This is a genomic window from Granulicella sp. S156, from assembly GCF_009766105.1.
Lineage (GTDB): Bacteria > Acidobacteriota > Terriglobia > Terriglobales > Acidobacteriaceae > Granulicella.
This window is the reverse complement of sequence record NZ_LMUH01000025.1, coordinates 1-26,233: the sequence shown is the minus strand read 5'-3', so window position 1 is coordinate 26,233 and position 26,233 is coordinate 1. Positions and strand designations below refer to the sequence as shown.

Annotated in this window: 22 protein-coding genes; 12 read left to right on the top strand and 10 right to left on the bottom strand. The window is 55.2% G+C overall.

Annotation, left to right across the window (positions count from 1 at the left end; translation table 11 throughout):
* Positions 1-17: 17 nt before the first annotated feature.
* Positions 18-1,307 (bottom strand): RICIN domain-containing protein, encoded by a 1,290-nt coding sequence (locus GSQ91_RS18990; RefSeq protein WP_158823345.1) that lies wholly within the window; start codon positions 1,305-1,307, stop codon positions 18-20.
* A 288-nt stretch (positions 1,308-1,595) separates the two neighbouring features.
* Here GSQ91_RS18990 and GSQ91_RS18985 point away from each other — a divergent pair, with 288 nt between their 5' ends.
* The 6 genes from GSQ91_RS18985 to GSQ91_RS18960 all read left to right on the top strand — a co-directional run bounded on the left by GSQ91_RS18985 (position 1,596) and on the right by GSQ91_RS18960 (position 9,405).
* A complete protein-coding gene (locus tag GSQ91_RS18985; RefSeq protein WP_254064709.1) occupies positions 1,596-3,278 on the top strand; it encodes a malectin domain-containing carbohydrate-binding protein in 1,683 nt (560 codons plus the stop codon).
* Between the two features lie 199 nt (positions 3,279-3,477).
* A complete protein-coding gene (locus GSQ91_RS18980) occupies positions 3,478-4,092 on the top strand; it encodes a hypothetical protein (protein ID WP_158823344.1) in 615 nt (204 codons plus the stop codon).
* A complete protein-coding gene (locus GSQ91_RS18975) occupies positions 4,082-4,471 on the top strand; it encodes a transcriptional regulator (RefSeq protein ID WP_158823343.1) in 390 nt (129 codons plus the stop codon). The genes GSQ91_RS18980 and GSQ91_RS18975 overlap by 11 nt, the downstream gene beginning before the upstream one ends.
* A gap of 101 nt (positions 4,472-4,572) precedes the next feature.
* Complete coding sequence (locus tag GSQ91_RS18970) at positions 4,573-5,295, top strand: inner membrane CreD family protein (RefSeq protein WP_158823342.1); 723 nt, start codon at positions 4,573-4,575, stop codon at positions 5,293-5,295.
* 1,208 nt (positions 5,296-6,503) lie between these two features.
* Positions 6,504-7,697 (top strand): hypothetical protein, encoded by a 1,194-nt coding sequence (locus GSQ91_RS18965; RefSeq protein WP_158823341.1) that lies wholly within the window; start codon positions 6,504-6,506, stop codon positions 7,695-7,697.
* Between the two features lie 106 nt (positions 7,698-7,803).
* The gene (locus tag GSQ91_RS18960; RefSeq protein WP_158823340.1) at positions 7,804-9,405 is read left to right on the top strand and encodes a hypothetical protein; all 1,602 of its coding nucleotides are present in this window, start codon (positions 7,804-7,806) and stop codon (positions 9,403-9,405) included.
* Positions 9,406-10,173: 768 nt separating this feature from the next.
* Here the strand turns inward: GSQ91_RS18960 and groL are convergent.
* Positions 10,174-11,847 carry a chaperonin GroEL gene (gene groL, locus GSQ91_RS18955; RefSeq protein WP_158823339.1) on the bottom strand — a complete coding sequence of 558 codons (1,674 nt, stop codon included), beginning with the start codon at positions 11,845-11,847 and terminating at the stop codon, positions 10,174-10,176.
* Positions 11,848-11,940: 93 nt separating this feature from the next.
* Positions 11,941-12,240, bottom strand: a complete 300-nt coding sequence (gene groES / locus GSQ91_RS18950) for a co-chaperone GroES (RefSeq protein WP_158823338.1) — start codon at positions 12,238-12,240, stop codon at positions 11,941-11,943.
* 290 nt (positions 12,241-12,530) lie between these two features.
* On the opposite strand from groES, the gene GSQ91_RS18945 reads away from it, so the two are divergent.
* Together GSQ91_RS18945 and GSQ91_RS18940 are read left to right on the top strand one after the other, a co-directional pair.
* Entirely contained in the window at positions 12,531-13,067 is a 537-nt protein-coding gene (locus GSQ91_RS18945; RefSeq protein WP_158823337.1) for a carboxypeptidase-like regulatory domain-containing protein, read from the top strand.
* 5 nt (positions 13,068-13,072) lie between these two features.
* Positions 13,073-13,801, top strand: a complete 729-nt coding sequence (locus GSQ91_RS18940) for an SDR family NAD(P)-dependent oxidoreductase (protein WP_371417136.1) — start codon at positions 13,073-13,075, stop codon at positions 13,799-13,801.
* Positions 13,802-13,815: 14 nt separating this feature from the next.
* Here the strand turns inward: GSQ91_RS18940 and GSQ91_RS18935 are convergent, their stop codons facing one another.
* The gene (locus GSQ91_RS18935) at positions 13,816-14,616 is read right to left on the bottom strand and encodes a tyrosine-protein phosphatase (RefSeq protein WP_158823335.1); all 801 of its coding nucleotides are present in this window, start codon (positions 14,614-14,616) and stop codon (positions 13,816-13,818) included.
* Between the two features lie 186 nt (positions 14,617-14,802).
* On the opposite strand from GSQ91_RS18935, the gene GSQ91_RS18930 reads away from it, so the two are divergent.
* Both GSQ91_RS18930 and GSQ91_RS18925 read left to right on the top strand, forming a co-directional pair.
* Positions 14,803-15,183: a response regulator gene (locus tag GSQ91_RS18930; RefSeq protein ID WP_158823334.1), complete on the top strand. Its 381-nt coding sequence runs from the start codon at positions 14,803-14,805 to the stop codon at positions 15,181-15,183.
* Positions 15,184-15,318: 135 nt separating this feature from the next.
* The gene (locus tag GSQ91_RS18925; protein ID WP_158823333.1) at positions 15,319-16,143 is read left to right on the top strand and encodes a glycosyltransferase family 2 protein; all 825 of its coding nucleotides are present in this window, start codon (positions 15,319-15,321) and stop codon (positions 16,141-16,143) included.
* A gap of 7 nt (positions 16,144-16,150) precedes the next feature.
* Here the strand turns inward: GSQ91_RS18925 and GSQ91_RS18920 are convergent, their stop codons facing one another.
* From GSQ91_RS18920 to GSQ91_RS18895, 6 genes are read right to left on the bottom strand one after another with little or no spacing between them, the layout of a single operon-like run.
* The gene (locus GSQ91_RS18920) at positions 16,151-16,969 is read right to left on the bottom strand and encodes a glycosyltransferase family 2 protein (RefSeq protein ID WP_254064794.1); all 819 of its coding nucleotides are present in this window, start codon (positions 16,967-16,969) and stop codon (positions 16,151-16,153) included.
* A gap of 5 nt (positions 16,970-16,974) precedes the next feature.
* Positions 16,975-17,607, bottom strand: coding sequence for a putative colanic acid biosynthesis acetyltransferase (locus tag GSQ91_RS18915; RefSeq protein WP_158823331.1), 633 nt, complete (start codon positions 17,605-17,607; stop codon positions 16,975-16,977).
* 2 nt (positions 17,608-17,609) lie between these two features.
* Positions 17,610-18,785: a glycosyltransferase gene (locus GSQ91_RS18910; RefSeq protein WP_158823330.1), complete on the bottom strand. Its 1,176-nt coding sequence runs from the start codon at positions 18,783-18,785 to the stop codon at positions 17,610-17,612.
* A 56-nt stretch (positions 18,786-18,841) separates the two neighbouring features.
* Positions 18,842-20,101, bottom strand: coding sequence for a glycosyltransferase family 4 protein (locus tag GSQ91_RS18905; RefSeq protein ID WP_158823329.1), 1,260 nt, complete (start codon positions 20,099-20,101; stop codon positions 18,842-18,844).
* A gap of 50 nt (positions 20,102-20,151) precedes the next feature.
* A complete protein-coding gene (locus tag GSQ91_RS18900; protein WP_158823328.1) occupies positions 20,152-21,126 on the bottom strand; it encodes a polysaccharide biosynthesis/export family protein in 975 nt (324 codons plus the stop codon).
* The gene (locus tag GSQ91_RS18895) at positions 21,126-23,279 is read right to left on the bottom strand and encodes a polysaccharide biosynthesis tyrosine autokinase (protein ID WP_254064708.1); all 2,154 of its coding nucleotides are present in this window, start codon (positions 23,277-23,279) and stop codon (positions 21,126-21,128) included. Before GSQ91_RS18895 ends, GSQ91_RS18900 begins: the two co-directional genes overlap by 1 nt.
* A 253-nt stretch (positions 23,280-23,532) precedes the next feature.
* Here GSQ91_RS18895 and GSQ91_RS18890 point away from each other — a divergent pair, with 253 nt between their 5' ends.
* Entirely contained in the window at positions 23,533-24,942 is a 1,410-nt protein-coding gene (locus tag GSQ91_RS18890) for a UDP-glucose/GDP-mannose dehydrogenase family protein (protein ID WP_158823326.1), read from the top strand.
* 128 nt (positions 24,943-25,070) lie between these two features.
* The gene (locus tag GSQ91_RS18885) at positions 25,071-26,018 is read left to right on the top strand and encodes a UDP-glucuronic acid decarboxylase family protein (RefSeq protein WP_158823325.1); all 948 of its coding nucleotides are present in this window, start codon (positions 25,071-25,073) and stop codon (positions 26,016-26,018) included.
* Positions 26,019-26,233 lie beyond the last annotated feature (215 nt).

Sequence of the window (26,233 nt, the reverse complement as noted above, 5' to 3'; positions counted from 1 at the left end):
CAACCACATGCGAACGCCTACGGTGTGACGAGTTTGAATGCCTGAGCTGCGGTTCCATTGCAGGTGTAGATCTGCAGTTGCACCCCGTTGGCAGTGGAGGCACTCGGAGTGTCCAGGCAGAGACCGCTGCCTTGGCCTACAAAGTTATAGTAGCCATTGCCCAACGACACGGCTTTCCATTCCTCGTTGGGATTTCCAGCATAGGTCCACGTCTGGATGAGACTGCCATTGGTGGTGCCGTTGCCAGTTACATTCCAGGTTTCAGCCGGAGCGTTGACGTTGGCAACGTAATAGTAGCCACTGGCGGTACCGCTCTCGAACTCCCACTGCTGGTTAGGTTGAGTGCTATAAGTACCCTCGCCGCAAGCCCACTGCTGCACGGCAGTTCCATTCGCCGTACCCGAAGCGGTGTCGTCCACGCAGGAACCGCTGTTCTCGTTGACGATGTTATACGGCGTGCCGGTGGTCAAGGTAGCGCCGCTGCTGGCAGGTGCCACATTGACCCAGAAATTGTTGCCTTCAATTCCTTGGCCACCCTCCCAGACCTCAAATCCATATTCAATATCCATCAGATACCAACTGGCATCAATTTCTCCGTGACCTTCAGCATCGGCAAAGAATTGACCCAGGTTGAGATTGAAGGGGGCAGTGGTGCCTGCTCCAATGGAACTGTTATTCACGTAGGAAACAACATTCCAGGATGGATTGCCACTGCCTCCCGTGCCGGAATATGCCGTCCAGCTATAGCCGCCACTCGTGAACTGCCACGAAGGACCACCAGAGATTGGCCCTGGAGGGCCTTGATGATCGACCCAGATCATCAGTTCCGTGCCGTTCGGATTGCCGGACGTGGTAGGAGTCTGATTGAACCAGATATCGTAGGCACAGTCGTTCGTATTGCCTGAAGGCTCGACCACGGTGACGCCGCTGGTGATGGAATAATTCGAAATTGCACTCATCTCAATCGGTAACTGGGTATTTTGGGTGCAGTTGCCATAGCTGCATCCGTACCAGAAGCTCGGATAAGTCGCTGGCGCGCCCCCCGTATCGTTGAAATTGGCTTCCGTGATGGTGAAACTCGGTCCGTTTCCTGGTGGAAGCGCTGTCGAGTTGGTCACTGACATGCATTGCGTCAGGCTGGAGTTCCACTCATCTCCTTTGAACGCATATTGATCGGCGTTACCAAGGTTCATAACTGTACCGTTGCCGCAGGCCGTCTGCGCAGACATCCTGGCAGTTACTCCTGAGAACAACAGAATGGTGCCAAAGAAAATCGCCGGTATCTTGAGAAGATTTTGCGTTTTCAATTTTCAGCTCCTATTGTGTTACACGCAACCTATGCTGCGGTTTGTGGATGGTGTTGTCTCCGGTATGCTTCCTTCGATCCCAATCTTCCCAGGATCTGTCGGTCGAACGCCCAACCAATGCGCCTGTTTTTCGCCTGCGCAAGAACGCTCTCCTGATGGAGAACGAAAGCGTAAGTCTATCGAGGAGCGAAATGGAAGGTTAATCTTGTACGTTTATGTTTCATGGTTTTGTACGTTATTTATGTGATTGATCTCAAATTAGATAAGTGAACAATTCGGAAGACGTGAATGGCCACGTTGCAAATACGTACAAGCGTGACCTATGATTTGGAACTGAAAAAGACGACTACAAATGCGGTCGTCAGCGTGGGTACCATTCAGGAGCAGGAGGACATGCCGGAAACCCTCACCCTTTCTCCCCTTGACGCGGAACACGCTGAACTGGAGGCAGTAACAAAGGCAATTGCCAGGTACCCAAGGCTGTCCCATCTGGCGCTCTACCTCGGAGAGATGTATTTTTCAGGCAAGAGCGATGAGATCAATGAGTACAACATCGCAACCGAGGTCATCGGAAGGTCCAAAACCGCCTTCGATGCCAGCCAGGACGCGATCGCGCGAGTCGAGATACACCGGCTGCGAAAAAAGCTGAAGGAATTCTACGAAACCGACGGTAGAAACCACCTCGTAAAGTTGTCGATTCCCGTCGGGACCTACATTCCAGTCTTTGTCCATAGAGCGGAAGAATCTCCCGCTACCGGCGTAGTGCGGGGCACAATCTCAGAGCCCTCCGTTCAGCCTTCGGAATCAGGAGACTGGCCGCCGGAAGAACCTGGGCAGATTGGAAACCGAAAGCTGCTACTGCGATTCATGGGCCGAGGATGGCTTTATGGGTTGGGGTTCGTTGTGTTGGTGTTGGTTGCATTCGGCGCATATCGACAATTTCATTCGGAATCGGTCGCCAAAGCCATCATCGCAAGTACGAGACCGGCTCTGCTGCCTTCAGCGCCGCAGCCCGTCTCATCCAGCGTGGCCTTCATGCCGATCCGTCTGATTGCCGGATATTCTGGAAGTCCGCAGATTGACAGCACTGGAACATCCTGGAAGGCGGACGAATACTTCCATGGCGGGGATACCTGGATCCGCCCCGTCAGCGATATTTCGAGAACCAGTGATCCTGCACTCTTCAGGCAATGGCGGAAGGGGGACTTTACTTACGACATTCCTCTCCCGCCTGGCGTGTATGAGCTGCATCTGTACTTCGTTGCATCGGAGCGCGAAGGCGATGGTCTTGCCACCTTTACGATCGCAATCAATGGGGAAAAGGTATTGCAGAACTTCGATGTCGTTACGGATGCCCTGGGAGAAAATATCGCCGACGAACGCATCTTCCGCGATGTGTCTCCCGCCAGGGACGGCATGCTTCACCTCAGTTTTGCCAGCGAACGGGGGGTGCCTACCCTTAACGCGTTGGAGGTGTTGCAGGGAACTCCGCATAAACAACTCCCTATCCATCTGCTGACAGAACTGACGCCCTTTACTGATCACAATGGAAACTTGTGGAGGCCAGACACCTATTTCGTGAATGGCAAAATGTCGGTTCAGAGGCACATGGCTGAGGGATCGACCGATCCTGGGCTCTATGCTGCCGAGCGATACGGGCATTTCACCTACGCCATTCCCGTCGATACACGTGGCCGATATACCGTTGTGCTTCACTTCGCAGAATTTTACTTTGGGTCCGAGGCCACTGGGGCCGGCGGAGTGGGTAGCCGTGTATTCCGTGTGTTGTGCAATGGCACCACGCTGCTGGATGATTTCGACATATTCAAGGAGGCAGGCAGCCTCCACGCGCTCACCAGGACCTTCTATCACTTGAAGCCCACAGCGCAAGGAAAGCTGAACCTCACGTTCGAGCCGATTGCGAACTACGCCACAGTCTCGGGGATCGAAGTGCTGGACGAATCGCAGTAAAGCCGACAGCCGAATCCTGAAATTGCTATCCACCTCAAAATCACAAAGCGTTTTGACCTCGATGTCACGTCCTCGGATGACGGTTCAGGGATAAAACAGCATCGGGACATCTTAAGCAGGGAATCCGCAAAGTATGACAAATCATCCCTTGACACTTTGCGATGCAAAGTATTACTTTGTAATACAAAGCGGAGAGCGCATGAACGATCTGAACCGTGCCCTTGGTGATATTCGCGACATACGCCGCCAACTGGCGCAGAGCACAGAGTTTCGTGGCTACGGTCCGCTGACGCTCTTCGCTACGGCTACCTTTGCAGTCGTAGCCGGCTTGGTGCAGTCTGCGCTGCTAACCGAGCCGGCGCGGCACCCATTGCAATTCGTCGCAATCTGGAGCGCTACGGCGATCCTCTCAGCCGCACTCATTGCGATCCAGACGCTCACGCGGACACATCGTATGCACTCCGGCATGGCGAATGAGATGATCTTGATGGCCGTTGAGCAGTTTCTCCCCGCCGCTGCTGCGGGAACGCTGCTGACCGTAGTGATCGTCTCCACGGTCCCACAGGGGGTGTGGCTCCTGCCCGGTCTGTGGCAGATTGTCTACAGCCTCGGAGTCTTCTCCTCGTGCCGCTTTATGCCGCGCCCGATGTTGGCTGCAGGCGCGTGGTACCTGCTTACGGGCCTGCTCTGCATCGCGCTTGGCGATGCGCGCGCTCTGTCGCCGTGGGTGATGGCCGGTGCCTATGCCGTAGGCCAGTCGCTCATCGCCGGCACTCTTTACTTCACGGCAAAGAAGGTCTCCGATGAAGAGTAAGTCTTCGCAGAACGAAGCGCGCTTTGCCTATGAAGGGCTTGACCGCGTGATCCATGAACGGGCACGGCTCAGTGTACTCACCTCACTCATCACCAACCCGAACGGCCTCAGCTTCGTGGACCTGAAGCAGCTTTGCGGCCTCACCGACGGCAATCTGGCGCGCCACCTCCAGGTGCTGGAAAAGGACGGCATGATCAAGATCTTCAAGGAGCAGGACCAGAATCGCCTCCAGACCATGGTTCGCATCTCGACTGCGGGCCGCAAGCGATATATCGAATATCTGCAAACCCTCGAACAAGTGGTACTCGACGCTGCCAAAGCCGCAAAAGATGAGTCTGCTTCTAAACCGCTGCGTGGACTGACGCCGACGCGGGCATAACCTTTTTTTCGGGGGCGACTTTGCAATACAAAGTCGCCTCGTTGTCCCCATCAACTTTGTATTGCAAAGTTTATTAACTACCCAAAAGGAGACACCACACGATGAGCACCACCTTTCCGCAGCCACCCGCAAATCCAACCCTACGCCCTAAGTCGAGTTCGATGGGAGCGAAGTTTTTCCTGCTGTTTGCTCTCGCCGTGCTGATGAGTGTCCCAGGCCTTTTCGTCAACGGACTTGCAGATAGCCGTGCCCAACAGCGAGGTGCCGTGACCACCTACAACAATGGAACGCCTCAGCCGCCGCACACCGTGCTCGGCATGAGGATGGCTGACTCCTACCGCTCCATCCATCGCTCCCTCAAGTACATCACCTTGTTTCTGGGCCTGGTGTTCATCACGTACTTCCTCTTTGAGGTCACAACAGACAAACGCGTCCACCCCGGACAATATGCGCTGGTAGGCATTGCGCAGACCATCTTCTATCTGCTTCTGCTCTCGTTAACGGAGATAGTCGGCTTTGACTTCGGATTCCTTATAGCCGGTGCTGCAACGGTGTTGCTATTTTCCATGAACACAGCGTGGCTGTTCGTGAGCCGCAAGCTTGGCCTGCGGGCATTCGGGGTATTCAGTCTGCTCTATGCCTTCATCTACGTGCTGCTACGCCTGGAAAACTATGCTCTCTTAGTGGGATCTTGCGCGAGCTTTGCCGCTATCGCAGCCACAATGTACTTCACACGGAATATTGATTGGTACAGCTCCGGCGGCAATTATGCTCCGGCTCCTGCGGGAGGTCCACCGACCGCACGTGAATCCTGGTTGAGATGATCTTGGGCGGGTGGCCTAGGTCTGAACTAGGCCAAAAGTGGGCGCCTTACATCTCGTGTTTGAGTGAGATGTGGGGTGCCTACTTCTAGGGCGATGCTATGAGATCTAGACCAACCGCGATGGTGCCGTACCCGCCTCCTATACGTAATGCTTAGGTGGCCCGGTCAGCCGCCCGATACTGGCGATGGAGTAGTTCGACAAGCTCTTCCTCCAGGCTGACCCACGGTATTGAGGTTGATGAGAACTGCGAATACTGGATGCGTGCCGTGATCGAGACCCAAACGGCAAGAAGAACGGCCGTGACAAGCAGCGTTTACGCAGTTCGGCGCACCAGGGAAGCGTCGGAGGACGACGACACCGCTCCGAGGGATAATTAGCCACATAAATCAGACGCACCCATGAATATTTTGCCAGAGCGGGAGATACACAGGACGGATGTCATGGAGCTAAGGGAGTAACAGAAAGAAAATCAGGGTCAATAGAAAGGCTCCGGGTTGCTGCAGGGACTTTTGCATAGGTATTGCAATTCCCATCGGTCAAAGGCTTGTCTGGCGGATAACGTGACGAGGTAGTGAATAGGTTGTGTTTCAAGAGCGAATGCTGAACAGACAAACATAGGGACAAGTGAGCACCATAACCATATCTGTTAGCTAAATCGTGTATAGCCGCGACACGTCGAATTATTAACTTGTAATTTTTTCTGCTTGTGCTAACTTTCTCACACTAAACTTCTACAGGTTTCCGGGCCGACCAGCGCTTTACGAAGTGTCTCGAGTTCTGCTAAACGGGCCCAGCTATTGCGACATAGCTGTCGTCTTACCGTATTTCTGCGTTCAATCTACTTGCATTAAATAGCTTGCTGCGGCGATATGCCTTACGAGCCTGCCTCAACATGGCTATAGCTTGGCCGCATAGAACTTGGCGAATATGAAGTGGGCCCATTTCCATGTCTAGGAAAACGATGAATGCCCTTACGTCATTTATCACATTGATGCTGGCGATCAGTATCGCCTCAGAGCGGATGGCGGAGGTCTTTTCTCAACCTTATGCTCTTCACACCTCGGAAGCACTTCTCTGTATATTGGCCGCGCTCCCTCAGATACAAGCTTCCGACGCGGAATGAACGCGTAACATCTCTGGCATTCTGAATCACCTGATTTTGGAATTGTCTCGGGCCTATGCAACTTCACATACTGGAGATTTTCATAATGTTGAAAGCATGCTCAGCTACGTTCCTAATTGCCTTGTCCGCGACAGCTTCCTACGCCCAGTCCAACACTAATGTGCTCAAGGTAACCAGTCCTGTTCAAGAACTGTCGAGCACCCAACTAGGAACAGCGCCATCTGAAAAAGCGCAGCCGTATGCGAGCGGTGTCTTGACAAAAGTCGATGCAGTCATGCTTCTGAAGAATCTCAATGCCGATCCATCAAGAACAACGATTATCAATATTTTGCGGTGGAAGGATGCTACGCACACCAGTACTAAGTTTGCAACTTGGTATTTATATGATCCGAACCCATCCAAAACCTCTTTTTATTTCGAGTCCGCTGATCAGCTGCTCAAGTCAACTGCTATCGCAGGACAGACCGAGCTGCAGTTCATTTATGTTCACATAAACGCAGACTTGACAACGGGCCAGAGCGAATATGCAGATCCGACCCGCAAGAGTCCGGATGTCGTGCTCTTACACAATGTTAGCTATAGCATCACAGTCGCAAAGCAGCAGACGCAATTTTTGCAGGACCTGCAAACGCTGGTCAGCGTGTTGGGATTTTCGATACCAACGCCTGAGGCGGGAGTCACGCCCGCACTTCCTCCTAGCCCCGGCTATTTTTCTGTCACGCAATTCAAATCGCCGTGGTCAACATCAAGCATCGCGATAACGGCATCACTCGAGAATAGTAATTCCTCAGATCCCGTCAATACCAAGCAGACCCAAAGCAAGACTTCAGGTTCGACGTCGAATCAACTAATGAGTCAAACCTACACAAATGAAAAGCCATCGTGGATTGGGTTGAGTGCAGGTGTCCAGATTACAAGCTATAAAGATGTGAGCTATCAGCAGAGCAGCAGCACGATCACTCCGAATAGCATTACTCAACAGAACGTGTATGTGTTCTTTGACGGTTACCTTCCTCCCGTGCTCCCCACTCTTAGCTCATTCCGCTATATACCCCAGCCCTTTGTTGGTCTTCCAATAAAAGGGAAGGTATTACGTCACATAATGGTCGGTGGCGGAATTGGCTTGCACTGGTTGGAACCATTCGGCGGCGTGGTGTTCGATACTCAAAATGGCCAAACGACCACTACTAGTGGAACCAGTAATAAGCTCACACTTCAGGCAGTATTTGGGCTCAAGGTATCGATGACGGCGTTGGGGAAGGCCCTCAAGAAATCGTAGTTGTATACATTCCTCATGTCGATGAGATAACTGACCCGTAGATCCTCGTATGCAATTTAAACGACCGACCGAGAATGCCGCCGACTCACGATTCATTGGAGGTCAAATGGGTTTTAAATCAAAACGCCTAACGGTACTTATGGTTTTATTTTTCATACCGCTGCTCGTGGAGTCTTGTAAGAGACATACAAATCTTTCAGGTGTAAACCCAACCTCTACGGACTTAGATGCGGATGGTATTCCAGACGCTTGGGAGTCGTCAGGCTTCGAGATACAGTTTCCCGATGGGTCGAAAGAGATGCTCACGTCATCGCCGAAACATAAGGATATTTACGTTTTTGTCGCATGGATGCAAGACTCGACGCACACACATCGGCCAGATCCCGACGCAATTAATACCGTTATCAACTCTTTCGCCGATTCTCCAGTGGCCGATCTTGATGGGACTACTGGTATACGGCTCCATGTGATCTTGGCTCATCAGCCAGTACCAGAGCAGTCGGTACTGGGTTCCTTTGATGACCCCGACACCTATAATTGGAGCCAATTTGATGCAATCAAAGCCTCTGTGTTCCCGCATCTTACAAGGACCGATGGCCCGCAACTGGCTCAGATCATGCATTTCTGTCTCTTCGCACACAATTACTCACCGGATGAATCAAGTGGGCTTACGAAATCTATTCCTGGCCGAGACTTTATCGTCTCGCTTGGAGGGTTTACAAATCAAGTTGGCACTCCAGCGATGCAGGCTGGAACTTTCATGCACGAACTAGGGCATGCCCTTGGACTGCGACATGGTGGCTATGACGATTACAACTACAAGCCCAACTATCTCAGTATTATGAATTATTTTTTCCAAATGGGCGGTGTTCAAATGGGCGGTAACGCCTTTTACAGCTACTCGAGCTTCAGGCTGGATGCGGATGAGCGCGCGCTGCAAGATAGTCCCGCATTGACCTCGGATTCTTCTTTCGCCGGCTACGGTACGAACTTCTACTGTCCTATCACCCGTGCTATAGGAACCATCTTATCGATTACAAGCTCAACAGATTGGACGTGTGACGGCGTCATAAAAAACAACATTTCAGCTGACATTAATAATGACGGAGAAATTATAGCTCTCCCTGGACGCAACGACTGGTCGACCCTGCAGTTGGCACTCGGAGGAAGTTCCACTGGAGGAGTGCAGCCGACAGTTAAGGTAAAGAGACAGATCGAGCTAACCCCAGCAACCGCCAATGGCATCAAGCTATTCCCTGTGGGGGGAGTCTCAGCAAAGCGAAACGATGGGGAGGTCGTTATCGCATGGCATCCGAAGCCACTTGGACAGGTCTTATCGTATATCGTTTCGCGTAAGGCGGTTGGAGATTCGCAGACAACGGTGATCGGAAGAACAGGCAAGCCATTATTTGTCGATACTAAGCCCGCAGCTGGAGGAGCATCCTATTTAGTTAGTGCGGTCTATGCGCCCTATTCGTACCAAAATCAAACAATGTTGATTGTCAAACCGTCATCTGAGGTCGGGTTCCAGCATCTCGACATGATCACACATAAGGCTGAACTTTCTCGGATCCAAAAATCTTCGCCCGAGGTTTTTTCAAAGTTTAGAGCAATGGGGCTCACGAATGAAGGGACGCCCCAGGTTCTGAGACCGCTACCGACAGTGCTCTTACAAACTGACCCTTCCCAGCCCGTTATTGTAAAATAAAGGTCGGTGACTTGCCTGTGGCTCGATTGGCGTCAATTTCGCTTCTCGCGATATTAGCTCTCGCTTCCTGCGCAGGTGGAAGTGTGCAGCCATATTCTGCGCTGGACGGACAACAGCCAGCGCAGAAAGAGAACGGCAAACCTGACATTTCAGTTGCAGAATTTAAGAAGATTCCGCCCTTTCCGCCTGGACACGTTTCCGCGCAACCCTCACAGTCTGGCGTATTGATCACCTGGAACACCAACACCCTAGATCCGACTCTCAGCTACAAGGTGTACCGGATCACGCAGGAGTCGGCGATTCCAATCGCACAAGTCAGGGGTGGAATCTTCATTGATAAGACCCCGCCCCAGGGTAGTGTTCATTATGCAGTCTCTACGATCAATCAATATAACCTAGAAGGCGCTAAATCTGCCCCTATAGCAGTCCCAAAATAGAATTACCCCTTACTGAATCTGCCACGCTGCATCAAGGATGCTCGGAGTTCCAGATGCTAAGCGCATACGCTTGCGCCCCGTGGGTGTTGGAATGGGCTATGGGCAAATTGGTGACAGCATACCTATTAGGTAAAGCGCTGACATAACGTGTGCTCTAGAGATCCAAAAGAAATTCGAGATGAATTGATAATTCTGTGTCACTCAATACACATTTATCTGCGCCAGCAAACCATCTACCAATCGCCTCGTGCGGTAAGCCGAGGCAAAAAATTAAGTAGCAAGGCCCCGGATCTCTCCGGGGCCTTGCTGTTGTTTCTTGGTTAGCTGAGGCTTAGTACATGCCGTCCATACCGCCGCCGCCGTGGTTGTGACCGCCGCCTGCCGCTTCCTTCTTCTCAGGAATCTCAGCGATGATCGCCTCGGTCGTGAGAAGCAGGCCGGAGATCGACGCCGCGTTCTGCAGGGCAGTGCGTGTGACCTTGGTCGGGTCGATGACGCCGGCCTTGACCAGGTCCTCGTAGACGCCGGTTCCGGCGTTGTAGCCGAAGTTCGGGTCCTTCGATTCGTGGATCTTGCCGATAACGACTGCGCCCTCTTCGCCTGCGTTCGAGACGATCGTGCGCAGCGGCTCTTCGATCGCGCGACGAATGATGGCCGCACCGATCTTCTCGTCGCCCTCGAGCGTCTTGATCAACGCATCGACTGCCTTGGTGGTGCGGATCAGCGCTACGCCGCCGCCCGGGACAATGCCTTCTTCGACGGCTGCACGGGTTGCATGCATCGCGTCTTCGACACGGGCCTTCTTTTCCTTCATCTCGGTCTCGGTAGCTGCACCGACCTTGATGACGGCAACGCCGCCAACCAGCTTGGCAAGGCGCTCCTGGAGCTTCTCGCGGTCGTAGTCGGAGGTGGTCTTCTCGACCTGAGCGCGAATCTCCTTCACGCGGCCTTCGATCTTGGCATCCTCACCGCCGCCGTCGACGATGGTGGTGTTGTCCTTGTCGATGGTGATGCGCTTGGCAGTGCCGAGGTCTTCGATCTTGACGCCCTCGAGCTTGATGCCGAGGTCTTCCGTGATCGCCTTGCCGCCCGTGAGGACAGCGATGTCCTCGAGCATGGCCTTGCGGCGGTCGCCGAAGCCGGGAGCCTTGACGGCAGCAACATTCAACGTGCCGCGCAGCTTGTTGACCACCAGGGTCGCGAGCGCTTCGCCGTCCACGTCCTCTGCGATGATGAGCAGCGGCTTGGCGGTGCGGGCGATTTGCTCCAACAGGGGCAGCAGGTCCTTCATCGTGGAGATCTTCTTCTCATAGATGAGGATGTAGGGGTTCTCGAGCGAGACTTCCATACGCTCTGCATCGGTGACGAAGTAAGGCGAGAGGTAGCCGCGATCGAACTGCATGCCTTCGACCACATCGAGCTGCGTCTCCATCGTGCGTGACTCTTCAACGGTGATGACGCCGTCCTTGCCGACCTTCTTCATCGCTGCGGCAATGATGGTGCCGATCTGCTCGTCCGAGTTGGCCGAGATCGTACCAACCTGAGCGATCATGTCGCCGGTAACTGGCTTCGAGAGCTCCGAGAGAGCTCCGCCGGTTACTACGCCATGCTCATCGCGCTTGCCGATGATGGCCTCAACGGCCTTGTCGATGCCGCGCTTGAGCGCAGCGGGGTTCGCGCCGGCTGCAACGGTCTTGACGCCCTCGCGGAAGATAGCCTGAGCCAGAACGGTCGCGGTGGTGGTACCGTCGCCGGCGATGTCCGAGGTCTTCGAGGCAACTTCCTTCACCAGCTGTGCGCCGACGTTCTCGATCGGATCGGAGAGCTCGATCTCCTTGGCAACCGTAACGCCATCCTTGGTGATGGTGGGGGAACCGAACTTCTTCTCAATGACGACGTTGCGGCCCTTGGGACCGAGCGTCACCTTTACCGCGTTGGCGAGCGTGTTAACACCACGCAGGATCGCCTGACGCGAATCTTCTCCATGCAGAATCTGCTTTGCCATTTCTTTACTCCTAAAGTCTCAGTTGTCTATTTCTTCACTTGCGCGGGACGCGCTTCGAATGCGGCGCAGCCGCGTCTCGCCGTCCGCGCAGGACTACTTCTTGAGGATGCCGAGGATTTCTTCCTCGCGCATGATGAGGAACTCTTCGCCATCGAGCTTGATCTCGGTGCCGGAGTACTTGCCGAAGAGGACGGTGTCGCCAGCCTTGACGTCGAGCGGGAAAACCTTGCCCTCATCGTTGGACTTACCCTTACCCACCGAAATAACCTCGCCCTGCTGGGGCTTTTCCTTGGCCGAATCGGGGATGATGATGCCGCCGCGAAGGGTTTCGCCCTCTTCCAGACGGCGAACCAGGATGCGGTCATGCAACGGCGTAAACGAAGTAGCTGCCATATTCTTGAATCTCCTTATTACTGTTTCGAGAGAGTTGGACCGCCAAGCATTTGGTCTTTTGGCACTCTCGACTGCCGACTGCTAATGTAAGCCAATCGCACCTCATAGTCAATTACAGGACGATAAATATGAGTGGAAGTCACGCACATCTCGTGCAAATCTAGAAAAGCAGGGCAGCGGTTCCGCGGAGTCTCGAGACAATCCCAGCCAAAACACCAATCCAGCCACGTTTTGCCACATTTCCTGATGCCTCTATGCCAAGTCTTCGCCTTCCGCGATAAAATTCCCCAATGATGTTTGCTTCTCTCCGCCTTCGGGCCAGAACGTTCGCCAGCCTGGGGTTGCTTACGCTTTTACCGGCTGTTCTTCACGGGCAGGATTCTCAGCACGGTCGCAAGTACAAGGCACCACCACTGATCGCCCATATCGTTGTAACGGTCGAAAAGGGATTCAACGGCAAGCCCCTCGTCAATGCGGCGGTTGTCTTCCGCTCGTCCAAGGACGGCAAGGACAACGGCAATCTTGAGGTCAAAACTGACCCCGAAGGCCGCGCCACGATGGATCTTATTGAGGTAGGCAGTCACGTGACGGTGCAGATCATAGCAACCGGCTTTGCGACTCAGGCGCAGGAGTTCGATACAACGGCCGACGACAAGAACATCCTCGTTAAGATGGTGAGGCCGCGCGCTCAGGTATCGGATTACACGGATAACGATGGCAAGCCCGCGCAGAGACAACCTGGAGTTCAGGAGCATGTGCCACCCGCTGCGCCGCCGGCCAACCCACCCTCGGCACCCGCAACACCCCAAACGGGATCGCCTCAGTGAGCGGTATCGCGGCGCCGCTTGCAGGCAGACGAGCACTTATAACTGGTGGCGCGAAGAGGATTGGTCGTGCTCTTGCTCTGGCCCTTGCAGCCGCTGGAGCGGATGCAGCGATTACCTACCGCGGTTCTGCGGATGAGGCCGAACAGACCATCGCAGATCTCCAGGAACTTGGCGTTAAGGCGTTTGCGGTCGCATGCGACGTGCGCGATGAAGATAGCGTTATAAGCGCTGTCGCCCAGGTCGTTGAGCGTTTTGGGGGTCTTGACCTGTTGGTGAACAATGCAGGTGCATTCGAGACGATTGCGCTTGAAAACATCTCAGTCGAGCAGTGGGACGCCATGTTTGAAACCAACACCCGTGGCCCTTTTCTGGTTGCTAAAGCCGCACATGCGGCGTTGAAGGCCGCACAGGGCCGGATCGTCAATATCGGTTCGCTGGGGGGAATTCATCCTTGGGCCACGCACGCACACTATTGCACGTCGAAAGCGGCGCTCCACATGCTTTCGCATACGATGGCGAAGGCCTGGGCACCGGAGATTAGTGTGAACTGCGTGGCGCCGGGAATGATCGTGACCGGGAAAGTTGATGCAGCCTATGAACACTTCGCTCACAAAACGCCAATGCAACGCAATGGGAGGCCGGAAGACGTCGCTGCTGCGGTGCTGTTTTTTGCAACCTGCCCAAGCTTCATCACAGGGCAGCTACTGGCTGTAGATGGTGGGCTGGGGCTTTAGAGACGCAGCAACAGTTAGCGATCAAAAAGACGTTTCCACCAGCTTTTTTCCCGCCCCTCACCACGATCGTCGAATAGGTTCAAAGGCTCGTCCTGATCTCCTAAATGACGTCCTTCGAAGACGGCCAGCGGATTATCCACACAGAGACGCCGGGCATAGTCGGCCCCGTATCGTTTTGCGACTGCGTCGAAAGCCTCGCGCATCTTTGGGGGGCGGGAGGTGAGGTTATGCGCGTCTGTGGCGAGAAAGTGGACCCATCGGTTGGCAAGCAACTTGTGTGCCATGCGTTCGGCCTCTTTGCCCATTCTCCCCAGCACGGAACTCGTCGTGACCTGCGTAAGCATACCGTTTCGCATCCACTCTGCGAGACGCTCGGGATTTTTCTGTAGGGTCGGATTACGCTCCGGATGAGTGAGTACAGAGGTGATTCCGGCGAGTTGGAGTTCGTAGAAAGTTTCACTCAAGCTGGGTGAAATGCCGAAGTCGGGCAGCTCGACCATCAGGTAGTTCTTGCCGTTGACGGTGTATTTCGTGGGATGGATGAGCGCATCCTGGATATTGTCGTAGCTAAGGTGGAAATCGCACCCAGCGCCCAATGTGAGGGCGATGGATTCTGCGGCGAGCGCGGCTCGCAGCTCGGCGAGCTTCGAGGCCACAATCTCTGGGTTGAACGTATAGCGGCCACTAGCGTGGGGGGTGCAGACGACGTGTGTAATCCCGTCACCTGCCGCCATTCGCGACATGGAAACTGAGGTCGCGAGGTCAGGTGAACCGTCATCGAGGCCCGGTAGAAGGTGATGGTGCACATCAATCATTGCTGGACAAGGGTATCATCCTGCGCCGTGTGGGGGATGTTTCATGTTCGGTAACTTGCCGGAGTGGAAAAGCCGGAGTTTGCACGAATGAACGGGCATCGTATGATGGGTTTGTGTTCTGAGCGCTCCGGACGGCGCTGGGTTGGCCTAAGGCCCAAAGTAAGGAAGAAATAGGAAAACCTCTTCATGCCAGAGAAAACAAGCAATACCGTAAAGCCGCGTGTTCTCGTCGCCGACGATGAGCAGGTGATTGCCAATACCCTGGCCATCATTCTCAACCAGTCGGGTTTTGATGCGCGCGCTGTGTATAGCGGCGAAAAGGCGATCGAGGCGATCGACGAGTTTCAGCCGGACATGCTGATCAGCGATGTCATCATGACAGGTATGACTGGCATCGAAGCCGCTATCCAGATGAGAGAGAAGCTGCCTAAGTGCAAGATACTGCTGTTCTCCGGGCAGGCCGCCACGGCTGACCTGCTGGAGCGAGCGCGTTCGCAGGGGCACGAGTTCGAGATACTCGCCAAGCCGGTGCATCCGACAGATCTGCTGGCTAAATTGCGTGGCTAGAGCGGTTCTCCTGTAGATACATCCCAAGGGTTATGATCGGCACGCTGATTTTTCTTCAGGAAAAATGGCATTCGTTGAACTTCTCAGGGGTATAGGAACAGGAGAACTGCTCTAATGTTCTAGGAGCGCAAACGTTTGAAGCCCTCTATCATTCTGTTGGCTTTCAACTCTGCCGATTCGCTGCCTGCTACCCTCGCAAGTTTGGATGGCTTGAGCGACGACGTTATTGTTGTTGATTCAGGTAGCACAGATAACACTGTGGCGCTGGCCGAGCAGGCAGGTGCGAGGGTGTTGCATCACTCCTTTAAAAACTATGGCGATCAGCGTAATTGGGCTATAGACAATGCCCCGATTCTCTATAGCTGGCAATTTCATTTGGATGCTGACGAACGGTTGACACCCGAGTTACGTGATGAAATCGCCGCTCTGCCAGCGGAGCCTGAAGTGAGTGGTTTTTATCTTCCTAGACTTCTGCAGTTTATGAACCGCATATTGCGGCATGGGGGAATGTCTCCAACTTGGCATATGCGGCTGTTCCGGAACGGAGCAGGACGCTGTGAAATGCGAGAGTACGACCAGCACTTTCTGTGCAAAGGTGCTACGGCGCAGTTACGGAATGTGATGATCGACGATCTGCGCATGCCACTGACCGAATGGACGGCACGGCACAATAGGTGGGCTGATGCAGAAGTACGGGAACTGCTTCGCGGCGAGAGCGAGGGTCGGATACAGGGAAAGGCGACTGGAACTGTTTTAGAGAAAAAACGCTATCTACGTGGCCTCTATAACGGAGCGCCGTACTTTTTGCGCCCGATTGGGCTCTTTTTCTATCGCTACATCGTGCGTGCTGGTTTTCTAGACGGCATGGAAGGTCTTATTTTTTACACGCTTCAGACCTTCTGGTTTCGATTCCTGATCGATGCGAAGTTGTACGAAGCTCGTAAACGGCAGGGCGGCTAGGTTTAGCTCATAAAGACTTGCCTGCGCGAATGCGGAGAATCTCGCGATATTTGAATTCGATCAAAAACTCATAAAAGCTCTGTAGTGCGGCATACATGATGCCAGCGTGACCGTCGAGAACCGCGCCACGGATAAACATCATGTAAAACCATTTGATGAGCGGGCGGCCCGGCATCTTGTAGAAGATAGCTTTCTGGGCGACCCGACGCTCATGAAAGTTTTGAGCAAAGAGCGCTTGCTTCAAGGAGGCATCGCGTACGGCGTTGCCTTCGGCGAGCAGACGGGCTTCAATGCTCGAATACTCATTATGCTTCGTGATCCAGTGGGCGACGCCTTTTGAGAAAGCCAGATGGTCGAACATCCCGGTCAATCTGCCGACCTCTCCGTTGATCTCGGTGACTTCGTTCACATCCCGTCTATACTGCACGTGCCCGACACGCACCAGCCTGATATAGAACGGGGTTAGTTGTGCGTGTCTGAGCCATTTGCCCCAAAGAAAGTCGCGTTTTCTAATACTGTATCCAGTCACAGCCTCTGGTGTGCGGCTTACGATGTGCTGCATCTCAGTCGACAGCTCGGGTGTAGCTCGCTCATCGGCGTCGAGGATAAAGACCCATTTGTATTTGAAAGGAAGTTGCATTGCAGCGTTGCGCTGGCTGGGCCAGCCGTCAAATCGTCGTGTCGTGACGGTCACTCCGCGCTCTTTCGCAATCTGCACCGTGCGGTCGGTGCTCTCGGAGTCGAGGATATGAATGTCGTCGCACCAGGAGACGGAGTCGAGGCAGCCAGGCAAGTCCTGCTCCTCGTTGCGCGTGAGAATCAGCACGGAGATCAAACGCCTGCTCCTTCGGATGTTACAGCCGACGGCACTGCCGCAGGATGACGCTTGCGCTCGCGTACGGGCACTGCAGGATGGCCGCCGTAGACTGTCCAAGGCTCAAGATCGCGCGTGGCTACCGAGGCGAGCCCCAAAACGGCGCCTTCGCCAACGTTTACTCCAGGCCCAACAGATGCGTGCGCGCAGATCCAGGAGTATTGACCGAATGTCATGCGATAGGAGATCAAGGGGAAATCGGGGTCGTCGTAGTCGTGTGTAGCACCGCAGAGGTAGCAGTCCTGTGAAAGGATAACGTGTGTAGCGAAGGTCATCGGCGAGGGGTTGTATATCTCGACGCCATCTCCTGCGGCAACGTGGTCGGCGCAGATGAGATTCCACGGCGCCCAGATCCTCGATCCGGGATAGAAGTGACAATCAGCTCCCATCGTCGCGCCAAAGAGACGCAGCAGGAAGCTTCGCCAGCCGTGCAGCGGTCGCGGCGAAGGGCGATAGAGCAGAAGCCAGCAAATGTTCCACACGAGTCGCCGAGCACGATTGCCCACAGAGAACGAAGGTCGGGTATAGGCATCGCTATGTTTTTCGGAGGAGATGTTTTCGGAGGCGCGGTATGCGGCGATGCGGGGCATGATCAGCGAGCCTCCGCAAGGGTCTTGGGCTTCGGAAGGGGTTTCGGAGACAACTCGAAGACCCGGAAGATGGTTTCAGCGTTGCGACGCATATCGTAACGTGAAGCGAAGGAGCGACGAGCTTGTACGCTCATCGTTTCTCGTTCGGACGGAGAAAGCGTGAGCCAGCGGGCTAGCAGGTTCTGGGTCCCCTCAAGCGTGTCAGACTCTACCAGGGCACAGCCATCGGCGACGACATCGGGGGCTATGTTGACCTGGTTTGAGATGAGCACTGGACGACCGCAAGCGAGGGCCTCCACGACGGCTATGCCGAAGTTTTCCTGATGCGATGGAAGAATGAATGCCTCGCAAGCCTCAAACGCTCCCCACTTGGCTTCGCCTTCCAGCATCCCAGGCCAGTGTATGCGGGATGCAACGCCGCCACGCTCGGCTGCGGCTTGAAGTTCAACGCCCCATCCAGAGGCATCTGGGCCAGCCATGACGAGATGTAAATCGGGATCACTGTCTCGGAGTGAGGTAAAGGCATTAATGAGCAGATCGCAGCCCTTTTTCCGATCAATACGTCCGAGAAAGAGCAGGAAGCGACGGCCTTCAACCTGGGGACAGAGGCTAAAGAACGCGGGCATAGAGACAGCTGGGTCGTGCGGTGGTGGTTCCGCTCCGAGCGCAACCACCATTGGCTCCCACTGGGAAGGCCAGAAGGTGTGGCGCGCGAGATCACGCTCGGCTGCTGTGGTAAACAGTACGCGAAAGGCGCCGCGTAGTACCCACGATTCAATGAATAGCCAGTATGCCGATTTCTTTAGATGTTTTGCTGGAAACGCCCTTTTGAAGTAAGGGTCCAGCATGCCATGCGGGAAGAGAACGTAGGGTTTGGTTCCGGCAAAGGCGCGTAGAGCGGCGAGACCGTTGTACTTCCAGAGACCGTGAACCATAACGCCATCAAACCGCTCTCGGTTGGCTTTGAGCCAGTTGGTGAGTCTGGAGGAATACCAACCGCCGGTGCCAAATGCATGAACAGGGAATGGAAGCGCGTCGAGATAAGGGGATGAAGGATCATCGAGCGTTGCTAGTTCGTTGGAGTAGCCGGAAGGAGCCCAACGAATGAGCATACGAACCGCCTCGGTAGTGCCTCCAGCCTCCGGGCTGATGCTGTCGATGATATGCAGGATGCGCATGCTTCTGAAAGAAACCTCGAAGAGGAAAGAATATCAGTGTGGGCGGAAGATCCGAATCAAGCGCGTAATTTGCGTGTGGTGTAAGCGAGAGCCTGGCGCAGGCCCTGAATGTCTTCTTCGAAGCTCCAGGCTGCGATGCGTCGCCGTGTGGCCTCGCCCATTGTTGAGGCTGCTTCGGGACTGTTCAGGACACGACTGAGGGCTGTGGTGAGGGCTGCTACGTTGCCGACAGGATAGATATAACCTTCGACGCCGTCGGTTACAAGATCGGGACCGGAGCCGACGTCGCTTGAGACGATGACCGGACATCCAGCTGCCATCGCCTCGTTTACAATCAGCCCCCAAGGTTCGTGGCGCGAAGGCAGAACAAAGACATCGGCAAGCTGGAAGTAGCGGGGAAGCGCAGATTGGTTTTGGAAGCCAGCAAAGCGGACATTTGCCAGACCGAGATCGAGGCAGCGGGCTTCAAGGTTTGCCCGTTCTTCGCCACTGCCTACGATGACGAGATAAGGTTTATAGCCGCTGGTGTCATGATCCCGAAGGAGCGAGTAGTAGGCCTCAATGAGATGGTCGCAATGTTTGCGCTGCTGTAACTTCGAGGCGAAAAGAATGACCGGATGGCCGGGTTCAAGGCCGAGTTCTAAACGGAGTTGTTGCTCGCTGGCGGCTGCGTCCTCGGCGCGCCGGGCGAAGAAGAGATTGTCCACGGCGTAAGGCATCAGGAACTGTGGCATTTCGTGGCCGAAGTAGTGCCGCCAATAACGAGCGTTGGCCGTGCCGATAGGAAGTGTTGCTGCAATAAAGTGCCGTAAATCATTGAAAATAAATGATTTTATGGCTAATTTGAGTGGGCTGCGGCTGCGGTCGGCGAGCCATGACTCTGCGCGCAGCAGAACGGGAATTCCTAGAGCATTGGCTGCAAGAATCGCTTGCAGGGCATTGAGACTGGCATAGCCATGGACCCAGAGGGCGTCGAAGGCAGGAGCACCATTGGGGGTGCGGAGCCGATTGTAGATGCCTCGGCTGACGGGGCTGGTGGGCGAGACCTTCCCTGTGTCGCGCAGTTTCGGAAGAAACTCAGAGCGGTAGCCTTCGAGCAGCGGTATGTCCCACTCGACCTCAACCCCAAATCCCTCGTCTTTGTAGCCGCGCAGGGAGAAGTCGGAACCGAACAAGACTGTCAGATCAATATCCGGCTCCTGCGCGATGCGGCGCAGCAAAGGAGCCTGATACTGGATCGGGTGGCTCACCAGATAGGCGAGGCGTACCTTGCCCGAGGCTGAAGAGCCTTCAGATAAACCAGAAACCTGTGTCATAGCTCGGAACCTCCAGATGAGAGAAGTTTCACCACCACTGTGAAACTTCTCTATCGATAGGCGATGGAGATCACCAGGCCAACAACTCCGAGCAAAGTGCCAAGGCTGCCATTGTTTATGGAGGCTTTAAGAGTGCTATCGGGTAAGAAGATGATGTCGTTGGGTTGGAGTATGGGATCGGGCGCCTTGCCGTAGAGCACCTTCTTCATATCGAGCTTGGCGACCGTGCGCTCATTGCCAACGGTACGGATGATGCGCAGATCGTTATATTTGCCTTGAAAGGCGACACCGCCACTTAGAGCCGTCGCCTCCAACAGGGTGAGCGGAGTGTTCTGCACCAGCGGAATCGATCCGGGGGTCCTGAAGGCCCCGATGACGTAAACGACCCCTACACGCGAGACAATGATGGTGTCTCCTGCAAAGACAGGAACATTGGCTAAACCGCTGTGGGCCGGGTCTGTGCCGAGATCAATGACAAGCGGGTCCGTCAGGCCTGGCCGATTGATGGTGATGACGTGGCTGGCCGTCGGCGGAAGGCCTCCGGCTACAGCCAGCACGTCGAGCAGCCGTCGCGATCCTGCAATTGGAACGACGCCGTGCGTCTCCCCCACGATGGTAACAACGGCGTTTGGTCCCTCCGTGACGTCTATCGTCACCTGAGGACTGTTGTACATGCCCGCATCTTGAAGCCTGCGGGCAACTAGCTCTTCTGCGGCGTTGACGGTCAGACCATCCAGAGAGACGACTCCTGCCAACGGAAGCGCAACGTTGCCATCATGCCCGATGCGGACCTTCGGGTTGTAGTCCAGTTGTCCAAAGATATGAATATCGAGCAGATCGCCGGGACTGAGCAGCAAATCATGCCTGGGCGGGAAGAGCAACGCCTGGTCGGTAGTTAGCTGAGCCGGTTTGTTGATGTCGGCTCCTGAAAGGATGCCGGGACCGTTGAACTGCGCAGAAGCCGGGATCGTGAGCGCACAGATCAGAGCTGCCAAGCCGCAACGGAGAAGAGACGAAAAATTCATTACTTCTGTCCTTTCCCGGTGGGGTTGCCGGACTGCGATTCCCAACCGGCAGCATCGACGCCTGCCGAGCCATAGCCATAACCGGAATACCCAGAGTACCCGTAGTAGCCGTAATACTCAGGCGAGTTGAGATCGATGGCATTGAGCGCGATGCCGGTGATATGGATGCCGGCACGCAACAGGAGATCGCGAGCGCGACGAATGGTGTGCTTATTGGACTTGCCGTGCCGCACGATCAGGACTACCGCATCGGCGTCGCGAGCCAGGATGATTCCGTCGGTGACCGAGAGCAGCGGCGGCGAGTCGATCAGGATGTGGGTATAGATGCCGCGGCATTTCTCTATCAACTCTGCCATGGTGTCCGAACTGAGCATTTCCGTCGGGAAGGGAGGAACCGGACCGCTGACCAGAATGTCGAGCGTCGGTATCTCGGGGACGCGTTGAACGGCCTGTTCGAGGGTATGGCTGCCGGTGAGCACGGAAGTGAGGCCGATCTTGCCGTTGAGTCCGAGACGATGATGTACGGTTGGACGCCGCAAGTCAGCATCGATCAGAAGGACGCGAACGTCACGCTGTGCGAAGACACAGGCAAGATTGGTCGAAACAGTGGTTTTGCCTTCCGAAGGTGTTGCACTGGTGAGGAGCATGACCTTGGGCAGCTTGCCTGCGGTGGAGAGCAGTAGAGACGTACGTAGAGCGCGGAAAGCCTCCGTGAACTGCGACTTCGGACTGGAGAGGGTTGTCAGGTTTCGCTGGATGACGCTGAGATTTGATGTGTCGATTCCGGTGCGGCGTGCTCTGGGAATCAACGCCAGCGAATGCAGCCCGGAGACAGCCTCGATTTCGGCGACGCTGTGCAGGCTGGTATCCAGGTTTTCCAGAATGAAAGCGACGATGATTCCAATGACCAGGGCGACGATCGTATCGATCATCAAGATAGAAGAGCGTGACTTGAGTGTGGGCTGTGCGGGAGGGACAGCCTCATCGACGGTGTCGATCTCGGTGGCGTCCAGGCCAGCCTGGACGCTGGCTGTCTGGAGCTTCTCCATAAGCCCTTCATAGAGGGTCCGGTTGGATTCGAACTCGCGCTGTAATAGCGTGTACTGGACGAGATCATCGCGCAGCTTATAGACCTCGTCTTTTTCGGTCTCCAGCGCTTCCCTGGTTTGTTGCTCGTTGACTTGCGCGTCGATGAACGTCCCGTGGGCCTGGGCGATGACCCTATCCTGCTCCTGCTTGATCGCCCTGTCCAAGTCGACGATCTGGGCTCGAAGGGCCTGCGCGTCGGGGTGGTTGGGGCCAAGACCGAGCGGTGCGGTCAATTTAGCGTAGCTGGCTGCGGCCGTCTCGCGCTGTGCGCGCAAGGTCGAGATTGATGACGCGGCGGCGTTGTTCGCATTGGCAACCGTTTGATCCAACGCGTTACGGTCCATGCCTGTAAGCACGCGATAGCGCGATTCGGCGAGAATCCGGGCGATCTGGGCCGCACCAGCTGCGGTAGTTAGCTCATCCAGACTGGAAGAGAGCTGATTGTGGGTGGGGTCGAGGGAGAGAACACCGAGACGCCTCTGCAGGTCGATCACGCTGTTCTGTGAACTTTCCACCTGATGTTTCAGATTGTCCAGCTGGTTGCTAAGCCAGCCTGATGCGCGCTGTGTCGAGAGAACACGCGAATCAAAGCTGCGCTTGATGTACTCGTCTCTGAGTTTATTGACGATGTCAGCAGACAGCTTTGCATTGAAGGTACTGCAATCGATGCGGATGAGGTCGGTCCTGGGAACATTGCTGACCGTAATGATGCCCTGCATGTGGTTGAGCGTGCCCTGACGAATATTCGGATCATCGATATTCACATGGGGCGGACGCTGCTGCATCCCGAGAAAATCCTGATTGTTGGGCAGGTCCAGATCTCGTGCAACCTGCAGAAGAAGGGTATCGCTTTTGAGAATGGCAACTTCCGTGGGAAGGCGGCTACTGCTTCCTGCGGCTCCAAGCCCACCGGTGACACGGTACTGGTCGGAAGAACCGCTGCGGATCTCGATATCGCCATAGGCATCAAAGAGACGTGGCTGGGTGACACCCTTATAAAACCCGAAGATAACGCCCAGCAACGAGATCGCAAGAACGATGTACTTGCGCTTGCGGATAGTCATTAACGCTTCGGACAGACTATTGTCCGCTGCAGCCGTTCCCGAAGACGCAGACGCGACGCGACTGTCCGGTTCAGCGGGGGGGTTCTCTAGTCTCGAAGGAATCATCGACTTCAGTCTACGCGAACAGGGGTTTGTGTTGCCATCATTCTCCGCAGGTTTGCGGTTTATCGCAAGTGGTGAATGGCTGGGGGCACTACAATACTCAAAGCATGAGATTTCATTCGATTCTTTCTACCAGCGTGAATATTTATCTATGAGCAATCCAATTCAAATAGCAGTTGTCGGTTCCGGTTATGTTGGCCTCGTTGCGGCCATGTGCTTTGCGGAGATGGGCCACGAGGTGATCTGCGTCGATAACGACGAACGCAAGGTCGCCGCCCTGCAAGGCGGCGATACCCTGATCCACGAAAACCATCTACCTGAACTTCTGGAGCGTTATCGCAACACGAGGGTACGCTTCACGACCGACCTGGCGGAGGCTACCAATGAGTGCGCGGCGATCTTTATCGCCGTAGGAACCCCGCAATCCGATAGCGGCGACGCTGATTTGTCGTACGTCGAGGCGGTGGCCAGCGAGATAGCCCGCCACATTACCAGCTACAAGGTGATTGTGGAAAAGAGCACGGTCCCGGTCTATACGAATGAGTGGATCCGGCGTGTCATCGAGCGCAATGGGGTCAATCGCGAGATGTTCGATGTCGTCTCGAACCCTGAATTTTTGCGCGAAGGCACGGCCGTGGCCGACTTCCTGCATCCTGACCGCATCGTTGTCGGCGCCGACAGTGAGCGTGCTGCCGCTTTGCTGAACGACATCTATGCACCGCTGACCGGAGGCGACTACTACAAGAACCGCGATGCGATTGCGGGTTCCTGCACGGTTGCGGCACCACCGCCACTTTTGCAGACCTCGACGAAGAGCGCGGAGATTATTAAGCACGCTTCAAATGCTTTCCTGGCGGTGAAGATCTCGTTCATCAACGCGGTGTCGAACCTCTGCGAAGCGGCCGATGCGGATGTGGAACAGGTGGCACGCGGCATTGGGCTCGACAGCCGTATTGGGCCGAAGTTTCTGCGTCCAGGCATCGGGTATGGCGGATCGTGTTTTCCCAAGGATGTGGCCGCCTTCCGTTCTGTAGCGGAACAGATGGGTGTGGATTTCAACATGTTGAGCGAAGTTGAGAAGATCAACGCCAATCAGAAGAAGCGCTTCCTGAGCAAGGTGCGTTCGGCCCTCTGGACGCTGCGTGGCAAGAAACTCGCGGTGCTTGGGCTCGCCTTCAAGGGTGAGACCGATGACATTCGTGAGTCGCCTGCGATCGATCTGGTGGAGATGTTACTGGCCGAGGGCTGTTCAGTGGCGGCCTACGATCCTGCGGCGATGAAACGGGCGGAGACTGAGATTCCGGCGAGCGCGCAGATGCGTTATGCGTCGAGCGTCGAAGATGCCGCTATAGATGCAGACGCCCTGCTGATTCTGACGGATTGGCCGGAGTTCGCCAAGCTCGACCTGCGCAAGCTTAATGCGACGTTACGCTATCCGATTGTGATTGACGGGCGTAACCTCTATGACCCGAATGTGATGCTCGAGCATGGCTTTACCTACATGAGCATTGGCCGGCCCGCGGCTACCCATGTACGCGACCAAACGGCAGTACTGGCTTAAGATCCCAGGCGCATGAAAGGGTTGTCAGGTGTCAGTTCTCAGGTGTCAGTTGAATGCGACCCGAGAACTGACAACCTCCGCGCCCCTAGTGGCCACAAAAGTATTGGAAGGAAAGAGGGCAAGGCTGGATGGCGTCTCAGACGATTCTTGTAACCGGAGCTGCGGGTTTTCTCGGCTCCCACCTGTGCGATGCGCTGCTGGCTGAAGGAAACGACGTACTGGGTGTCGACAACCTGTGTACCGGCAACCTGGCGAATCTGGCGCATCTTGCGGGTGAGGCCCGGTTCCGTTTTGAAGAGCAGGACATCTGCCAGCCGTTCGACCTGGGACGCGTGGATTTTGTGTTCAACTTCGCCTCGCCGGCCAGCCCGGTAGACTACATGCGTTTGGGCATCGAAACACTGCTAGTTGGTTCGGCCGGCACGCTGAATACGCTGGAGATCGCAAAGAAGTATGGGGCCGGCTATCTGCAGGCGTCGACCTCGGAGTGCTATGGCGACCCCGAGGTGCATCCTCAGGTAGAGACCTATTGGGGCAACGTGAACCCCATTGGGCCACGTTCGGTATATGACGAAGCCAAGCGCTTCTCCGAGGCTGCGGTCGCGGCCTATCACCGTTACCACGGCGTGAACACCCACATGGTGCGTATCTTCAATACCTACGGGCCCCGCCTGCAGGCGAACGATGGCCGCGTCATCTCTAACCTGATGATGCAGGCACTGCGTGGCGAGGCGTTAACGATCTATGGGGACGGATCGCAGACGCGCAGCTTCTGCTATTGCTCGGACCTCATCGACGGTATTGTGCGGCTGGCGAAGTCGGAGGAACATCTGCCGACCAACATCGGCAATCCGGTGGAGTGGACGATACTGGAGTGTGCCAAGGAAGTGCAGGCACTGATCGGTTCGCAGAGCGAGATCGTGTTCCAGCCGTTGCCGCAGGACGATCCGAAGCAGCGCAAACCGGATATCACCAAGGCGAGGACCCTGCTGGGATGGGAGCCCAAGGTACCGTTGCGCGAGGGGCTGGCCAAGTCGCTGGATTACTTCAAGGCGTGTGTGGCGAAGGAAGCGTAAACGCAGATATGCTCCATAGTGTCTTTACAAGACTCACCCTCAAATCTGTCATTTCGACCGACGTTTAGGGCTGGACATGCATGGGCAGGAGCAGTCGGGCTTCGCCCGATGCCCACCTTAGACGCGCAAAGAACGCGCGCCGAAGGTGGGGCACCTGTGAGATTTCAAGAGGTTGTCCATTCGAACCGAACCGAAGAAGCTGAATGTGCGAGCAG

Excerpts from the sequence above, each read along its gene's own strand:
- GSQ91_RS18985 (WP_254064709.1), top strand. The coding sequence starts at position 1,596 with ATGGCCACGTTGCAAATACGTACAAGCGTGACCTATGATTTGGAACTG.
- GSQ91_RS18980 (WP_158823344.1), top strand. The coding sequence starts at position 3,478 with ATGAACGATCTGAACCGTGCCCTTGGTGATATTCGCGACATACGCCGC.
- GSQ91_RS18975 (WP_158823343.1), top strand. The coding sequence starts at position 4,082 with ATGAAGAGTAAGTCTTCGCAGAACGAAGCGCGCTTTGCCTATGAAGGG.
- GSQ91_RS18970 (WP_158823342.1), top strand. The coding sequence starts at position 4,573 with ATGAGCACCACCTTTCCGCAGCCACCCGCAAATCCAACCCTACGCCCT.
- GSQ91_RS18965 (WP_158823341.1), top strand. The coding sequence starts at position 6,504 with ATGTTGAAAGCATGCTCAGCTACGTTCCTAATTGCCTTGTCCGCGACA.
- GSQ91_RS18960 (WP_158823340.1), top strand. The coding sequence starts at position 7,804 with ATGGGTTTTAAATCAAAACGCCTAACGGTACTTATGGTTTTATTTTTC.
- groL (WP_158823339.1), bottom strand. The coding sequence starts at position 11,847 with ATGGCAAAGCAGATTCTGCATGGAGAAGATTCGCGTCAGGCGATCCTG.
- groES (WP_158823338.1), bottom strand. The coding sequence starts at position 12,240 with ATGGCAGCTACTTCGTTTACGCCGTTGCATGACCGCATCCTGGTTCGC.
- GSQ91_RS18945 (WP_158823337.1), top strand. The coding sequence starts at position 12,531 with ATGATGTTTGCTTCTCTCCGCCTTCGGGCCAGAACGTTCGCCAGCCTG.
- GSQ91_RS18935 (WP_158823335.1), bottom strand. The coding sequence starts at position 14,616 with ATGATTGATGTGCACCATCACCTTCTACCGGGCCTCGATGACGGTTCA.
- GSQ91_RS18930 (WP_158823334.1), top strand. The coding sequence starts at position 14,803 with ATGCCAGAGAAAACAAGCAATACCGTAAAGCCGCGTGTTCTCGTCGCC.
- GSQ91_RS18915 (WP_158823331.1), bottom strand. The coding sequence starts at position 17,607 with ATGCCCCGCATCGCCGCATACCGCGCCTCCGAAAACATCTCCTCCGAA.
- GSQ91_RS18910 (WP_158823330.1), bottom strand. The coding sequence starts at position 18,785 with ATGCGCATCCTGCATATCATCGACAGCATCAGCCCGGAGGCTGGAGGC.
- GSQ91_RS18905 (WP_158823329.1), bottom strand. The coding sequence starts at position 20,101 with ATGACACAGGTTTCTGGTTTATCTGAAGGCTCTTCAGCCTCGGGCAAG.
- GSQ91_RS18900 (WP_158823328.1), bottom strand. The coding sequence starts at position 21,126 with ATGAATTTTTCGTCTCTTCTCCGTTGCGGCTTGGCAGCTCTGATCTGT.
- GSQ91_RS18895 (WP_254064708.1), bottom strand. The coding sequence starts at position 23,279 with ATGACTATCCGCAAGCGCAAGTACATCGTTCTTGCGATCTCGTTGCTG.
- GSQ91_RS18890 (WP_158823326.1), top strand. The coding sequence starts at position 23,533 with ATGAGCAATCCAATTCAAATAGCAGTTGTCGGTTCCGGTTATGTTGGC.
- GSQ91_RS18885 (WP_158823325.1), top strand. The coding sequence starts at position 25,071 with ATGGCGTCTCAGACGATTCTTGTAACCGGAGCTGCGGGTTTTCTCGGC.